This window comes from Limnohabitans sp. Jir72 (assembly GCF_003063575.1).
Classification (GTDB): Bacteria; Pseudomonadota; Gammaproteobacteria; order Burkholderiales; family Burkholderiaceae_C; genus Limnohabitans_A.
This window is the reverse complement of the sequence record NZ_NESC01000003.1, coordinates 191,950-206,851: the sequence shown is the minus strand read 5'-3', so window position 1 is coordinate 206,851 and position 14,902 is coordinate 191,950. Positions and strand designations below refer to the sequence as shown.

General features: G+C 62.1%; 15 protein-coding genes. 2 read left to right on the top strand and 13 right to left on the bottom strand.

All coding sequences use genetic code 11. The features are described from left to right. Positions 1 to 10: 10 nt before the first annotated feature. The 12 genes from gspF to gspG form a co-directional block, all read right to left on the bottom strand. Complete coding sequence (gene gspF / locus B9Z52_RS05780; protein ID WP_108412886.1) at positions 11 to 1,249, bottom strand: type II secretion system inner membrane protein GspF; 1,239 nt, start codon at positions 1,247 to 1,249, stop codon at positions 11 to 13. Between the two features lie 9 nt (positions 1,250 to 1,258). Next, positions 1,259 to 2,026, bottom strand: coding sequence for a MipA/OmpV family protein (locus tag B9Z52_RS05775; protein ID WP_146182793.1), 768 nt, complete (start codon positions 2,024 to 2,026; stop codon positions 1,259 to 1,261). Positions 2,027 to 2,104: 78 nt separating this feature from the next. Then, positions 2,105 to 3,526, bottom strand: coding sequence for a GspE/PulE family protein (locus B9Z52_RS05770; RefSeq protein WP_108412884.1), 1,422 nt, complete (start codon positions 3,524 to 3,526; stop codon positions 2,105 to 2,107). Positions 3,527 to 3,533: 7 nt separating this feature from the next. Continuing rightward, entirely contained in the window at positions 3,534 to 5,615 is a 2,082-nt protein-coding gene (gene gspD / locus B9Z52_RS05765; protein WP_108413006.1) for a type II secretion system secretin GspD, read from the bottom strand. Between the two features lie 13 nt (positions 5,616 to 5,628). Further along, positions 5,629 to 6,513 carry a type II secretion system protein N gene (gspN, locus tag B9Z52_RS05760; protein ID WP_369907861.1) on the bottom strand — a complete coding sequence of 295 codons (885 nt, stop codon included), beginning with the start codon at positions 6,511 to 6,513 and terminating at the stop codon, positions 5,629 to 5,631. Further along, positions 6,513 to 7,094 (bottom strand): type II secretion system protein GspM, encoded by a 582-nt coding sequence (gene gspM / locus B9Z52_RS05755; protein WP_108412883.1) that lies wholly within the window; start codon positions 7,092 to 7,094, stop codon positions 6,513 to 6,515. Before gspM ends, gspN begins: the two co-directional genes overlap by 1 nt. Then, entirely contained in the window at positions 7,091 to 8,323 is a 1,233-nt protein-coding gene (gene gspL / locus B9Z52_RS05750) for a type II secretion system protein GspL (protein WP_108412882.1), read from the bottom strand. The genes gspM and gspL overlap by 4 nt, the downstream gene beginning before the upstream one ends. Before the next feature lie 7 nt (positions 8,324 to 8,330). Then, the gene (gene gspK, locus B9Z52_RS05745) at positions 8,331 to 9,353 is read right to left on the bottom strand and encodes a type II secretion system minor pseudopilin GspK (protein ID WP_233251830.1); all 1,023 of its coding nucleotides are present in this window, start codon (positions 9,351 to 9,353) and stop codon (positions 8,331 to 8,333) included. Further along, positions 9,350 to 10,066, bottom strand: coding sequence for a type II secretion system protein J (locus B9Z52_RS05740; protein ID WP_233251829.1), 717 nt, complete (start codon positions 10,064 to 10,066; stop codon positions 9,350 to 9,352). Before B9Z52_RS05740 ends, gspK begins: the two co-directional genes overlap by 4 nt. Positions 10,067 to 10,098: 32 nt before the next feature. Further along, a complete protein-coding gene (gene gspI / locus B9Z52_RS05735; RefSeq protein WP_108412880.1) occupies positions 10,099 to 10,482 on the bottom strand; it encodes a type II secretion system minor pseudopilin GspI in 384 nt (127 codons plus the stop codon). After that, positions 10,479 to 10,955 carry a prepilin-type N-terminal cleavage/methylation domain-containing protein gene (locus B9Z52_RS05730; protein WP_108412879.1) on the bottom strand — a complete coding sequence of 159 codons (477 nt, stop codon included), beginning with the start codon at positions 10,953 to 10,955 and terminating at the stop codon, positions 10,479 to 10,481. Before B9Z52_RS05730 ends, gspI begins: the two co-directional genes overlap by 4 nt. Beyond that, positions 10,930 to 11,379, bottom strand: a complete 450-nt coding sequence (gene gspG / locus B9Z52_RS05725; RefSeq protein WP_108412878.1) for a type II secretion system major pseudopilin GspG — start codon at positions 11,377 to 11,379, stop codon at positions 10,930 to 10,932. The genes B9Z52_RS05730 and gspG overlap by 26 nt, the downstream gene beginning before the upstream one ends. Positions 11,380 to 12,018: 639 nt before the next feature. On the opposite strand from gspG, the gene B9Z52_RS05720 reads away from it, so the two are divergent. Beyond that, positions 12,019 to 12,474: a general secretion pathway protein C gene (locus tag B9Z52_RS05720; RefSeq protein ID WP_108412877.1), complete on the top strand. Its 456-nt coding sequence runs from the start codon at positions 12,019 to 12,021 to the stop codon at positions 12,472 to 12,474. 118 nt (positions 12,475 to 12,592) lie between these two features. Here the strand turns inward: B9Z52_RS05720 and ilvA are convergent, their stop codons facing one another. Then, positions 12,593 to 14,137 (bottom strand): threonine ammonia-lyase, biosynthetic, encoded by a 1,545-nt coding sequence (gene ilvA, locus B9Z52_RS05715; RefSeq protein ID WP_108412876.1) that lies wholly within the window; start codon positions 14,135 to 14,137, stop codon positions 12,593 to 12,595. A 311-nt stretch (positions 14,138 to 14,448) separates the two neighbouring features. Here ilvA and B9Z52_RS05710 point away from each other — a divergent pair, with 311 nt between their 5' ends. Then, positions 14,449 to 14,898 (top strand): OsmC family protein, encoded by a 450-nt coding sequence (locus B9Z52_RS05710; protein ID WP_108412875.1) that lies wholly within the window; start codon positions 14,449 to 14,451, stop codon positions 14,896 to 14,898. Positions 14,899 to 14,902: the final 4 nt, after the last annotated feature.

The window sequence follows — 14,902 nt, the reverse complement described above, 5'->3', positions numbered from 1 at the left end:
CTCCTTCGGGTCATTTGACCCATTGGTTCAGTTCCATGATGGGCATCAGGACGGCCAGTACGATCAGCATGACCATGCCGCCCATGGCGACGATCAGCAAAGGCTCCAGGATGGTGGCCAGGGCCATGGCGCGGCGCTGCACCTCGGCCGACAGTTGTTGGGCGGCGCGTTGCAGCATGACTGGCAGCTGGCCGGTTTGTTCGCCCAGTTTGGCAAACATGCTGAGCAAACCCGGAAAGCGGGCATGTTGCGCCAAGGCCGTGCCCAAAGGCGCGCCTTCGCGCACACGCACCAGGGCTTCGAGCGCATCGGCGCGCAAGGCTTGGTTGGACAAGGTGTCGGCCGCGGCCTGCAAGGCCTTGAGGATGGGCACCCCCGCTGCCGTGAGCATGCCCAACGTGGAGGCAAAGCGGGCGCTGTTGTAACCACGGGCCAGGCGGCCCACGATCGGCATGCGCAGCCAGACCGCGTCAAAGCGCAAGCGAAATTCACTTTGGCGCAAGGCCATGCGAAAACCTGCAATGCCCGTGGCGAGCATGAGCAATAAAAGCCAGCCCCACTGGCGCACTGCATCGCTGATGGCCAGCATGGCCACGGTGAGCGTGGGCAATTGGTGTTTGGTGCCTGCAAATACCCCTGCCACCTGGGGCACGACCGAGGTCATCAGAAACACCACGATGGCCAACGCCACCAGACTCACGATGGCAGGGTAAAGTGCCGCGCCCAACAGTTTGGCGCGCAGGACTTGCTGCGCTTCGAGGTCATCGGCCAGTTGCTCCAGCACCTGACCGAGGTGACCGCTTTGTTCGCCCGCGGCGATGACAGCCAGGTCAATGGCGGGAAATTCGCCACGGTGTTGGGCCAGTGCACGCCCCAAGCTGCTGCCTGCATTGACTTCCGCCCGGATGGCGGCCATCAGCTGGCCTTGTTTTTCGTCTTCGGCTTCATCCGTCAGGGCCGACAGGGCGCGTTCGATCGACAGGCCGCTGCTCACCAGTCCGGCCAGTTGGCGTGTCCAGACGGCACGTTCGCTGGTGCTGAAGACCCGTGAGTGGCCAATGGGCCGTTGCCACCAAGGCAACTGCTTGCTGTGGGCATCCCCTGATGTGGCGGCGATGGCCTCGACCGCCAGTGGCACCAGTGACTGGTTGCGCAGTTGGCTGCGCGCAGCTTTCTGGCTGTCGGCTTCAATCACGCCTTTGCGCGTGATGCCATCGGCTTGCAGGGCTTCAAAACGGTAAGCAGGCATGTCAGGCGCTCAATGCTCGAAGTACACCACGCCCAGTTGACCCGAGTAGGTCCATTCAAGCGTGGAATACAGGGTAGACGGGAAAATCGGCTGGAGTGTGCGCTGTGCGGCAAGTTGGCCAAAAAATGCCCAATGCGCGGACAGTTTTTGCCGGTAAGCCAACTGGGTTCCCAGACCCCCCCAGCCAGTGCCGAAGTGGCTGGGGCCATCCGGCGCAAGGTGTTGCTGGGTTTGCCAATGCGAGGCGCTGCCCCAGGTCATGGATTGACTGATCATCAAGGTGCTGCGGTCTGTCAGGGGGTGTCGGTAGGTCAGCACAGGGGACCACGCAGTGCCATCGCCGCGCATGAACAGGTCTTGCGTGGCGATCAGACCGACTGACCAGAGCTTGGTGAGGCGGTAGTCCAGTCCGGCTTTGGCCCGCAGGGTTTTTCGGCCGGACTTGAACGTATCAAAATGGCTGTCGTTGTCCAAGTTGATGATGTTGCCTGACAATGAAGCGCTCCATTTGGCGTCCTTTTGCAAGTCATAGGTCAGGTTGTTGTCTTGCAGCACTTGGCCAAAGCGGTGCCAGTCTGATCCATCGGTTTGTCCGATTCGCCAACGCCCGTAGCGCAAGCCCAAGCTGGGGCGCAATTTCATGCTGCCTGGCTGGTTCAGATGCTGTATGTCGGTGCTCAGGCCTATGCTGTAAGTCCAAGTCTCGGCCATCGGGGCCAGTGCGTTGGTCACCGATGTGCTCGGTGCGGCCTCTTGTGCCCATGCGTTCAGAGTCATGCAAAAGGCCAAACCCCATGCGAATCGCTGACCAAGGGCCAAGCCGTGGGCATGGGGAAGGTCTTTCATCGTGCCAATTCAATCGCGCGTGACACGCAGCAGTTCTTCGGCCGTGGTGACGCCAGAATCGACCAAGCGACGACCGTCGTCTCGCATGAGCACCATGCCTTGGCTCAGTGCGGTGACTCGCAACTCGGCTTCGGCAGCCCGCTGGTGGATTTGTGCGCGGATCTCATCGGTCGCCACCAGCAGCTCGAAAATGCCGGTGCGCCCCGCATAGCCGGTGTGGCCACAGGCATCGCAACCTTGGCCTGCGCAGGCCTTGCAACGCTGGCGCACCAGGCGCTGGGCCAGCACGCCCAGCAGCGATGAGCTCAGCAAAAAGGGTTCCACACCCATGTCGATCAGGCGGTTGACGGCGCTGGCCGCGTCGTTGGTGTGCAGCGTGGCCAGCACCAGGTGGCCAGTCAGCGATGCCTGTATGGCGATTTGCGCAGTTTCAAAATCGCGGATCTCGCCGATCATGATCACGTCCGGGTCTTGCCGCAGGATGGCGCGCAAGGCTTTGGCAAACGTCAGGTCGATTTTGGCGTTGACCTGCGTTTGCCCCACGCCGGGCAGCTCGTATTCGATGGGGTCTTCCACCGTCATGATGTTGTTGCGCGTGGCGTCCAGCCGCTGCAGCGCGGCATACAGGCTGGTGGTTTTGCCCGAGCCGGTGGGGCCTGTGACCAACAAAATGCCATGCGGCTGGTGGATCAATTGGTCAATTTGCTGCAAGACGCGGCCCTGCATGCCCACGGCTTCCAGTGTCAAACGCGCTTCACTTTTGTCGAGCAAACGCAACACGGCCCGTTCGCCATGGGCGCTGGGCAGGGTGGACACACGCACATCGACCGCGCGGGAACCCAAGCGCAGGCTGATGCGGCCGTCTTGTGGCAGTCGTTTTTCGGCGATGTCGAGTTCGGCCATGATTTTCAGTCGCGAGATCAGTGCGGCATGCAGCGCCCTGTTCGGTTGTACCACCTCGCGCAGCGTGCCGTCGATGCGAAAGCGCACACTCGAATGGCGTTCATACGGCTCGATGTGGATGTCGCTGGCCCCGTCGCGTGCGGCCTGGGTGAGCAAGGCGTTGAGCATGCGGATGATGGGCGCGTCGTCGCTGGCCTCCAGCAGGTCTTCCACGGCGGGCAGGTCCTGCATCATGCGCGAGAGGTCGGCCTCGGACTCGACCTCATTGACCACGGCCGCCGCTGTCGAGCTGCTGTGGGCCTGGCCGCCGGAATAGGCTTGGTGGATGCGTCGGCTCACCTCGGACAGCGTGCTGTGCTGCAAGTGCAGGGCCAGCGGCTGGGCAGATGCTGGGCCGAATTTGCGGGTGACTTCGGACAGTGCTTGGCGCTCGCTGTCCGGGCACAGCCACAGGGTCAGGCCTTGACCGTCGTCTTCAAGCAACAACTGGTGCGCGCGGGCAAACGCGTAGGGCAGGGGGTAACGCATACCGGGCTCAGGGCTTTTGGCTGGCTGGCGCAGGCACAGGCAAGGCGGGCAGCACGGCCGCGCCCGAGATGGGCAAGGCGCCGCTGGCGGCCGGTTGCACGCTTTGCTGGTTCAAGCGCATTTGCTCATAGCGGCCAAGGGACAAGGCTTCGGTGGCTGCACCGTCGCGCACCACCACCGGGCGCAGGAAAACCATGAGGTTGGTTTTCTTGCGGCTGCGCGCTTCAGACTTGAACAGGTTGCCAAAAAAGGGCAAATCCCCCAGGCCGGGCACTTTTTCCTGGCTGTTGCTGGTGTCGTCTTGCAGCAAACCGCCCAGCACCACAATCGAGCCGTCTTCGACCAGCACACTCGATTCAATCGAACGCTTGTTGGTGATCAAGCCCGCCGTGGACGAGCTCTTGCTGTCGATGCTGCTGACTTCCTGGAAGATCTGCATCTTCACCGTGCCGTTTTCGCTGATTTGCGGCTTGACCCGCAGCGTCAGGCCCACGTCCTTGCGTTCAATGGTTTGGAAGGGGTTGACCGCGCCATTGGTGCTGTTGTTGGCGGTGTATTGGCCGGTCACAAAGGGCACGTTTTGACCGATCACGATCTTGGCCTCTTCGTTGTCCAAGGTCAGCAAATTGGGCGTGGACAGCACGTTGGCGTCGCCTTCACTTTGCAGAAAACGGGCCAGCGCCCCGAGCGCCAGCACCCCGTTGCGCTGCTGCCCCACGGCCACGTTGAGCCCGGTGGAGGCGCTGTATTTGCCCGTGGCCGCATTGGCCGCCAGCGTCAGCAAATTGGTGCCCCCCACTGAAAAGTTGGTGCCCAGCAAACCCACCGCGCTGCCGTTGGTGCCGGTGCCGCTCATCCACTGCACGCCAAACTCGGCGGCCTTGTCGGCGCTGACTTCGGCGATCAGGCTTTCCACAAACACCTGGGCGCGGCGCTGGTCGAGCATGTCGATGACGCTGCGCAACTGGCGGTATTGTGGCTCGGGCGCGGTGATGATGAGCGCGTTGGTGGCGGGGTCCGCTTGGATCTGGCCACCGGTGGATGGCTGTGCGCTGACGCTTGTGCCTGCTGCCGCCCCTGCTCCCGCAGGCATGCTGGAAGGCCCTGAGCTGGGTGCAATGCCTGACGTGCTGCCTGCCCCGCTGGCGCTGGAGCTGATGGCAGCGCGCAGTGTGGTGGCCAGTTTGGTGGCGTCGGCGTTCTTCAGGTACACCACATGGATGTTGCCGCTGGCTGCGTTGGCACCGCTGGCGTTGGGTTGGTCGAGTTGTTCGATCAGGCTGCGCGTGAGCGCCAGACGAGCCGGGTTGGCCGCCCGCACGATCAAGCTGTTGGTGCGCACTTCGGCCAGCACCGTGGTCTTGAAGCCGGTGTCGGCTTGGCCGGGCGTGGCCGGAGCGCCTGTTGCGGCCCCTGAATCCAGCAGACGCTGCACCAGCGTGGCCACATCTGGAGCGATGCCGTGTTGCAGGCGAATCACCTCGACCCCGGTGGCGTTGGCCACATCGAGCGCGGCAATGATGCGGCCCAGGCGTTGCAGGTTGTCGCCATAGTCGGTGATCACCAAGGCGTTGGTGCCGGGGTTCACGTTGATGGTGTTGTTGGGGCTGATCAGCGGACGCAGCACGGGCACCAAGTTGTTGGCGTTTTCGTGGTTCAGCCGAAAGATTTGCGTCACGATCTGGCCGCTGCTGGCGAGCACGGCACCGGCCGACACGCTGGCGCTTTGCAGCTTGGCTTCGGCTTCGGGCAGCACGGTGTAAAGACCGGCCGACTCCACCACGGCAAAGCCCTGGGTGCGCAGCTGGCTGGTAAACAGGCGCAGCGCCTGCGCCGGGGGCACGGGCACAGTGCTCGACAGCGTCATCGTGCCCTTGACACGCGGGTCTACCACCACGTTGTGCCCTGACAAAGTGGCCAGGGTGCGGGCCACGGCGTCGATTTCGGCGTTTTGAAAGTTCAGCGTCACTGGCTCTTTGGGATTGATCGGCTTGGCGGTTTGTGCCCCGGCGGGCGTGCCCAGGCAGGCCCAGGAAAGCACGGCGGCTGTCCAAAGTGTGTGCAATGAGCGGATGGTGAAAGGTGGCATGTGGTGCATGGGTTTATCCCAGTGAAAGCAGGCTGCGCGCGCCCTGACGGCGGCCGATGATGTTGAGCAAATTGGACAAGGCGGCCTCGCTGCCTTCTTGGGCACTGGCTTCGCCACTAAAGCGCAGCCGCTGGCCCACCCATTGGCCCTGGCCTTGCAGTTGCAAGGGACCTTGCAGGGTGCTCAGCTGCAGGTCGGGCGTGGCCGAGCCTTCGGGCGTGCCCCGCAGCTGGATGCGGTAACTGCCCATGGGTTGCAGGGTACTGAGTTTGGAGGACATGTTCAAGGCGTCGAGTTCGGCCAGGCCTTGCAAGTGAAAACGGCCGGCCACCCAGTGCAGGTGCAGGGATTGGCTGCGCAGCTGCAATTGTCCGCCCGCTTGCAAGGTGTTCCAAGGGGCACCCAAGCCCGACAGCAAAGCGGCAGGCCATGTCGAGGTGTGGTCGTTCAACTGCAGCTGCAGCGTGGCCAGGCCCGCTTGCAGCCGTGCGCTGGCGGGTTGCTGCATGCAGCAGTTGGCTAAAAATTGCAGATTTAAAGCACCCCATTGGGGTGAAATTTGCCATTCCAAGCGCCCAGGCAAGGCCTGAGCGTCGCGGCTGCCTGCCCCGCCACTGAGCGCCAACTGGGCCGAGCCTTGCCAGACCGTGCCCCGAGCTTGTTGCAGCTGAATTTGTCCTTGGCTGGCTTGGCCAACGCCCCAGGCCAGCCAGCGAGCGGGTGCCCACACCAGCAGCGCCAGGCACAGGCCTAGGCACGCGCCCCAGACGGCCGGGCGCCAAGGGCTGCGTGCCGGGGCAGCAGACGGGAGCGGGCCTGAGCGCCAGGTTGGACCCTTCAAGGCCGAGCGCTTCAAGTCCGGGCGGGGCAGGGCGGTTTGCATCACGACAGGGCGCATCAAGGCAGGCTCAGAACCACGGTGCCGCTCCAGCGCACAGCACTGCTGCTGGCAGGGGCATCGGAAGCCTTGGCCGCAGGGGATGCCGGACCAAGCTTGGGCGCTGCGGGCGAGGTGGTTTGTCGCAGCTGTGCCTGTACGGGCAGGGCTTGGGCGTGTTCGCGGGCTTGTTGCAGCCAGAGGGCCAGGCCATCGGCGGGGGTGGCTTGCAGGCTCACGCTGGCGCGCTCACCTTGCAGACTGAGCTTGGCGTCGGTGCCTAGGCTTGCGAGGTTACGTTCGAGCCACTGTAAGGCGTCAGCGCGGGTGACGGCCGAAGGTTTTTTAAGGCTTTGGGCCTGGGCTTGCAGTTGGCGCATTTGGGCGCTTTGGCGGTCGAGTGCGGCTTGGCGGGCGGGGGCTTCGTGCCATGTGTTCAGGGCCGGGGCCAGAGCGATGCGCCAGACAGCGGCCAGGGCCAAGACCACGGCAACCAGGCTCAGCAGTTGGCGTTCGCGTACGCTGCGCTGGGCCCAGGCGGCGCTGAGAGCGGTGCGCAGTGGGGCTGCAGCGGCCTGAAGTTGCTTGTGCCAGGTGTTCATGGTTGCCCCTCTTTGGTGGTCATGACCCCGGTTGTGCCGTCGGTGCGCCAAGCATAGCCTTGTGCGGCCAGCGCTTTTTCTAGAGCTTGTTGCGCACTGACGCTCAAGCTCAGCTCAGGCAGGCGCAGATGGCCCGGCTCAAATTGAAACTGCAAGGGGGTAGCCGTGCTAGCGGGCCAGCATTGCCCCAGTGCGCCAAGCATGGTTTGCATGTCGGGCGCGCTCAGTTGGCCCGAGCCTTGGCGCAGCCTGTCCACTTCGCGGGTCATTTGCAAAGGCGCATCCACCACCACCAGGGTTTGGGGAAAGGTCTCACGCAGCATCTGTGCCCAGCTGCTTTGCTGGGCTTGCCAGTCGGCGCGTGTTTTGTAGGCCCACACATTGAGCCCCAGCAATTGGCTGGCCAGCAACACGCCCAATCCCCAGCGGGCCGGACGCCAGTCGCGGCTGTGCCACAGGTGGCTGGTGCTGCGTTGCCAGTTTTTCAGGCGTCGCGCACGGGCGTTGGCTTGAAACTCAAACTGCGCCAAATCCCAGCCTGTGTCCAGGGCCTGCAGCCAATGCTGCTTGGGCACCACCATGGGTGCCTTCAGACCCAAGCGTTCGGACACCCAGGTCACCACCCCTGGCTCGGCGCTCAGGTTGGCATTTGCGCTGTCCTCGTCGCTGAGCACATCTTGGGCCGTCAGTACACTGGCCATGGGCAGGCCCCACACGCCGCGATCGGCCTGCTGCAGCCACAGCCAGCCTTCATCGGCCGGGCCGATGGCCGTGATGTGCAGCGCCGCGCCCACGGGGGCAAACTCGGGCACGATGCGGTGCACCGTGATGCCAGCCGACTCCAAGGCCTGCAGCTGGGCGCTCAGCCAAGCGCGGTCACAGGCGGCCACCCAGGGCTGTTCGGTGTTTTTCCATTGGGCTTGCAAGGCCAGGTGCAGCTGCGCTGGGTCGTCGAGCAGAGCGTCTTCCAGTAGTCCTTGCAGAGCGGCTTGCAGGCGTGAAGTCTGTTTGTGCAGCCCGGCCGGCAGCGAAACACGGTGCCAGGACAAAGCCAAGGCGGGCACCAAGGCCACGACTTCGGTCTGCCGATCGGTGCGGGGTAGCAAAGGGCTTTGCGCCCATTGCACGTTCAGCAAGGCCGATGGGGCATCGGTTTGCGCCCATGCATGCGCATACACCGTGGTGGCACCAGGCATGCCAATGGGCAGTTGAATGATCAAGGTTCGCATGAGCGTTTCATTGTAGAGGCGGGGCCAGCGTGAGCTGGGGACTGCGCACGCGCCAGAGCATGCGTACTTGGTTGGCTTCGCGCCGAACCAAGGCGAGGTCTTGCTGCACCACGCTGTCGATGCGCATGCGCCCGCGCACCTCGAAATAACGGCTGCCCACGCTGTGTTGTTGCTCGTTGACCCCTGTGCCTGCCGCCCCTACGGTCTGGCGTACGGCGTCCAGCGATGGCCAGGGTGCCTTGTCGCGCTGCGCCACCCACTGGCGTGCGGCAGCCAAATCCAGTCCGGGTAAGCTGGCCATCAACACCTCGGCGCTGGCCGTGTTCAGGTTCACCGGCGTGGCTTCGGGCAGCACGCTGACAAAGCCTTCTAGGGCTTGCGCCGTGGATGGGCTCAGGCCCAGCCAGACCAGCTGGGCCGTTTGCTGAGGTAAGAGGGGTGTTTGGGCGGTATTGCCCGCTGTGGCAGAGGATGTGGCTGATGTTGTGGGCGTGTTTTGCAGCGCCGCCTGCAATTGGCGCGACAGCGTTTGCAACTCCTGCGGCGGTAAGTTCAGGCGCTCAAACAAGCGCGCAAAACTCGCCAGCTGGGCCTTGGACACCTGGCCGTCCTCGATCAGGTTGCGCACATTCAGGCGTGACTGTGCATCGGTGATCTGGCCCGATAAAAAAACTTCGGCATCGCCTTCTTGCCACTTTTGGTCTTGCGACAGGAAATTGGACAATTTGGATTCCTGCACCGGCAAGGCCCAGGGCTCACCCAAGTGGTCTACACCGCCGCTGGACAAACCGTCTTCGCGCAAGATCAAGCGCGTCCAATCCAAGGCGCCAGTCATCATCCAGGCCGACTGACTGCGCCCACGCTCGGCCGACTCGATCTCGACCTGGCGCCACTGCTGCCACAGAGCAGCGCTGGCCAGTGTGGCGACCAGGGCCACGATCAGCATGGCGGTCAGCAAGGCCGCGCCGCGTTCTGGGCTGCGTTTCATGCCGCATGGTGACTTGGCGAATGGCTGACGTGCTGCGCTCATGGCTGGCCTCCTGACAAGGTCGGGCGTATCCAGTCCAGGGTCAAGACGCCGGCGCCAGACGGGCCGGGTGGCAGCGTCAGGATCAGGCGCACGCCGTCGGGCGGCGTGCTGCTGGCTGCGCTGCCGGTGGTCGGTGGGGGCATGGCTGCGGTGCTGCCGGATGAGCTGGTGGATGAACCGGGCGTGACCGCATCGCTGGACAGCGGGTTGGTCCAGCTGCCGCCGCGGTGCACAAACAGCTGCCAGCCGCTCAAGGGGTGAATGTTGACCTCGCCTGCCTGCGAAGCAGGCGTGGGCGTCTGGCTCCATTCCTTGGCCAAATTCCATGCGTTTTGCCAGTCGCCGCGCAGGTGCAAGGGCACCGATTGCCAGCGCAGCCAGTCGCCGCCATCGGGGCGCCCTGGATTGTCTCGCCAGGTCCAGGCGACCACCTGCACCTCGGCGTTCAAAGCTGCACGGCGCGTGATCCGCAGCACCTTGCCGTCCCAGTCCCAGCTGGGCGTGCCGCCCAACTCCGCCAGCTGGTCCAAATCGGTTTGCCATTGCGCCAAACCTGCTTGCAAGGTGCGTATCTCGTCCGAGCGCTTTTGCAAGCTGTTTTGCGTGCGCAGCATCCCGTCCAGGCCACGCCAGGCCATCAGCGACATCAAGGCCATGATGCTGATGGCCACCAGCACCTCAATCAGCGTGAAGCCCTGGCGAGCACGACGCACAGCTTGATGCCTACCCAATACAAACCGTGTCATCAATTACGCCCCATCACGGTGGACAGCTGCAGCACATATTGCCCATGGTCCAGCACGCGTGCATCGACCCGCCTGAAATTGGGATTGGGCGTGGGTCGCACCGACAGGTCCACCACCAACAAGCGGCCCACCTGCGGGCATTCAATCTGGGCGTTACCGGTATCGGGCAATTGGCGCAGCAGGCGCAGGCGGATCAATTCGTTCTCGGCGCAAATTTGGCCCAGCATGCTCACGCCTTGGCGCTCGGCGTTCTGGCTCAGCGAGCCGGTGGCCTTGAGACCCGCCAGCAAAGCCACCGCCACAATGCTCAGCGCCACCAGCACCTCGATCAAGGTGAAGCCAGTGTGCCCCGCCGCCCGCTGCTTGCCTGATACACCACTCATGGCGCCAGTCCTGTGCGAGTGCTTTGCACCTTGAAGGGCCGCAGGCCATCGGTGACGACCCACAGGGTGCGCGTGGCAGCGGGGGTGTTCAAGGCAATGGCTTGGGGTGCGATCAAGGGTTCAGGGCCCAGCACAATGGGCTGCTCGGTCTGAGCGCGGGTGGTGTCTGAAAGCCACCGCTTGGGCAAGCCGGGTGCGGGCAGGCCTTCAAACACAAAGCCCGATCCTTCTGCCCGCCAGACCACGGGCAAGCCGCTGGCGCGGGCCTGGGCACGGGCGGTTTCGAGCAAGGCGGCCAGGCGGTCGGCGTCGCGGTCCAGGGCGCTGTCTGCGCTGTCACGCAGGCTCAGGCTGACACCGGCTGTGGCGATGGCGATCAGGGCCACCACGACCAGCAACTCCAGCAAGGTGAAGCCGCCCGAATGCGCTTGTGCCAGGCGTCGGGGCTTATTGCCAGCTGCCGATGTCGGCATTGTTGCCTTCGCCGCCGGGCTGTCCGTCAGCGCCAAACGACATCACATCCACTTCGCCCTTGATGCCGGGGGTCATGTATTGGTAAGCACGGCCCCAGGGGTCATTGGGCAGTTTGTCTAAGTAAGGCTTCCAATTGCCGGGCACGGGCTCGGTGGTGGGCTTGGCACTCAGGGCCTTGAGGCCTTGTTCGCCAGTGGGATAACGCTGGTTGTCCAGCTTGTAGAGCTTGAGCGCCTGCATCAGATTGCCCACATCGGTGCGGGCGGCCGTGATGCGTGCATCGTCTGCGCGACTGAGCACATTGGGCACGATGAGCGCAGCCAGCACGCCAATGATGGCCAGCACGACCATGAGTTCGATCAGGGTGAAGCCGCGTTGGCGGCGATTTTGATGCAGTTTGGATGCTGGCTTACGTAGTGTCATAGAGAACTGCCGTTATCGAAAAAATGGGAGGATGATGGGTACATCCATTCTTGCGCTGAATTTAACATGGCGAGTCGCGCCAAAGCGTTCAGGGCATCCTTGACAAGCACGGAATCATGACGCCCGTGCACCCCTGCCAGCATGAATTCGACAGCACAAAACGGATTTCGCCCAAGGCATTGAGGGAAGACGCAGGACTGTTGGACGGATGGTGTGTTCGAATAACCCACGAATTGTGCTTGCGCGCAATTGGCGAATTCAATAACCAAGCTCAAGACGGTTTGCCCAAGCGTGAAACACATCGCACGGTGTCTTGAGTCCCTGCCGCTATCTGGGTCGGTGTTTCAACCTGTTTGGGATCATGGCCAACGCCTCATCGGTGACAGTTTCTATGTGCCGTTACTTGCTTGTGTGCTGGCGCAGCAGCCCGTTGAAATTTTCGTTGCTGCCGTGCTGACCACTGCAAAAGAGCTTGTGAGTTTGGTATCGTTCTTCTCGGTGCAAGTGCTTGTATATCTTGAAACTTGCACTTGCCGGCTTAAGTGGCCACGATGCCTTCGCTTGCTTGGCCATCCATGACCGGGGTCATCTTTGTTGCACCTCCTAATTGAATCCACCATCCGAATCTAAGAATCGAAAATGAAGTTGCTCAAAAAAAATCATCTGTCATGGCCTGTGATGGGCAGAGGCCTCAGTGTTCTGCTCATTTGGATGCTGGCGGGTGCAGGTGCGGTATATTGGGTCTTGAAATGGCCCACCCATGAGGCTACGGTGAATGTGAACGTGGCGCAATCCATCGTTGAAAGGGGTGTTCATGCGCCAGACATTCAGCGCATATTGGGTGTGACTGCATCAGAAAATTCAAAGACCTCTGACCAGAGTCGTTTCAAACTGCTCGGTCTCATTGCATCGTCCAGTGGTCAAGGCAGTGCTTTGATTGCCATCGATGGACAAGCCCCGAAGCCCTACCGTGTGGGCCAAACGGTTGACGACGGCGTGGTGCTGCAAAGCCTCGGTTCACGCCAGGCCACGCTGGGCGGAGGCCCAGCCAATGGCTGGACGCTTCAATTGCCTGGAGCTGACAAAGCGCCTTGATGGCGAGGCAGTCGCTCGCCATGGCGTGACCCGAAGACTCAATGCCCACGCTGAGCGCACATGCGGGCTCGGGAGTCAGCCCAAAAACAACAGTGGCCTTGGCTTTTTCGGTTCAGCCTCAAGCACGCAAGAACATCCGATACACCGGATTGTTCGTCTCTTCCGCGAAGGGATAGCCCAGTGTGTCCAGAAACTTGGCAAATGCCTTGTCGTCCTTGGGTGGCACTTGCAGGCCGACCAGGATGCGGCCGTAGTCGGCGCCCTGATTGCGGTAATGGAACAGGCTGATGTTCCAGCCCGGGCGCATCAGGCTCAAAAACTTGAGCAAGGCACCGGGACGTTCGGGGAACACAAAGCGCAGCAGGCGCTCGTCTTGCGACAAGGCCGAATGGCCGCCCACCATGTGGCGGATGTGCTCCTTGGCGAGCTCGTCGTGGCTCAGGTCGATCGCGGCAAAATTTTGCTTGTTGAAGTTGTTTGTGATCTTGGCGCTCTCACCTTTGCCTTGCGTGCTCAGGCCTAAAAACACATGGGCCTTGTTGGCATCGCTCATGCGGTAGTTGAACTCGGTCACATTGCGCGGGCCGCCGGGCAGGCTGCCGATCAGCTCCAAAAAGCGCTTGAAGCTGCCGCGCTCTTCGGGAATGGTCACTGCAAACAGGGCTTCTTTTTCTTCGCCCACATCGGCGCGTTCGGCCACGAAACGCAGTCGGTCAAAGTTCATGTTGGCACCGCACAGGATGGCCGCATAGGTCTCGCCTTTGGTCTTGTGCAAGGCCACGTATTGCTTGATCGCGGCTACCGCTAGAGCGCCTGCGGGTTCTACGATCGAGCGGGTGTCCACAAAAATGTCCTTGATGGCCGCGCAGACCGCATCGGTATCCACTGTCATGTAGTCGTCCACCAAAGCGCGCGAAACGCGGAAGGTCTCTTCGCCTACCAGCTTGACGGCCGTGCCATCCGAAAACAGGCCTACATCGGGCAATGTCACGCGTTTTTTGGCGTTGACCGACTGGATCATCGCGTCCGAGTCGTTCATCTGCACACCGATGACTTTGACTTCGGGGCGCACCGCCTTGATGTAATTGGCGACGCCCGAGATCAGGCCCCCACCGCCGATGGCCACAAACACGGCATCGAGCGGGCCTTGGTGCTGGCGCAGCATTTCCATGGCAATCGTCCCTTGGCCGGCAATCACGTCCGGGTCGTCAAAGGGGTGCACGAAGGTCAGGCCCTGTTTTTTCTCCAGCAAGACCGAATGGTTGTAAGCGTCCGAATAGCTCTCGCCAAACAACACCACTTCACCGCCCAAGCCTTTGACCGCGTCGATCTTCATTTGCGGGGTGGTGGTGGGCATCACGATCACGGCGCGCGTGCCCAGTTTGCTGGCACTGAGCGCTACGCCCTGGGCATGGTTGCCGGCCGAGGCGCAGATCACGCCTTTTTTGAGTTGCTCGGGCGTCAGGTGCGCCATTTTGTTGTACGCACCGCGCAGCTTGAAGCTGAAGACGGGCTGCTGGTCTTCGCGCTTGAGCAGTACTTTGTTGTGTAGACGGCGCGAGAGGTTTTTGGCGTTCTCGAACGCCGACTCGGTGGCCACGTCATAAACCTTGGCATTGAGGATTTTTTTCAGGTAATCGGCAGGTTTGAGGTGTTTGGACATGGCGTATCGTCTGCAACCCAATGGGTTGGTGCTTTCTGGAGGAGTTGTCTTTGATGATAACGGGCAAAAAAAATGCCCCGAGCCTTGCGGTTCGGGGCAAATCCACCTTTTCAGAGGGTGGAGGAGACAAATGGTGCGAGCAAAAAAGCACGCATGTTCGAAATTGTAGCGGTGTTTCTGTTGCACTGCAGCAAGTCAAGTGTGTCATTTTGCAAAATTCCGGTAAAGCGACGCCCGTAAATCCGTTTACGATCGCTGCCAAGCGCCAGCTTGAGCGGCTCAAGTGCGCAAGGCAACACAAGGACAAGATCATGGAATGCACAGTCACCTGGACCGGCGCGGCCGGCACCCGTTCGGGCATGGGTTTTTTGGCGGAAACGGGCTCAGGCCACATGATCGCCATGGACGGTGCCCCGGATGCGGCCAAACCCGAAAACGGCGGTCAGAACCTGGCACCACGCCCCATGGAAACCCTGTTGGCAGGCACGGGTGGTTGCACGGCTTATGACGTGGTGCTGATTTTGAAGCGCGGTCGCCACGATGTGCGTGGCTGCAGCGTCAAACTGACCAGCGAACGCGCTGAAGTGGACCCCAAGGTGTTCACCAAAATCAACATGCATTTCACCGTGACGGCCAAAGGCGTTCCCGCGCTGGCCGTGGAGCGGGCCATAGCCATGAGCCACGACAAATACTGCTCGGCCAGCATCATGCTGGGCAAGACCGCCGAGATCACCACCAGCTTCGACATTGTCGAAGCCTGAGGTG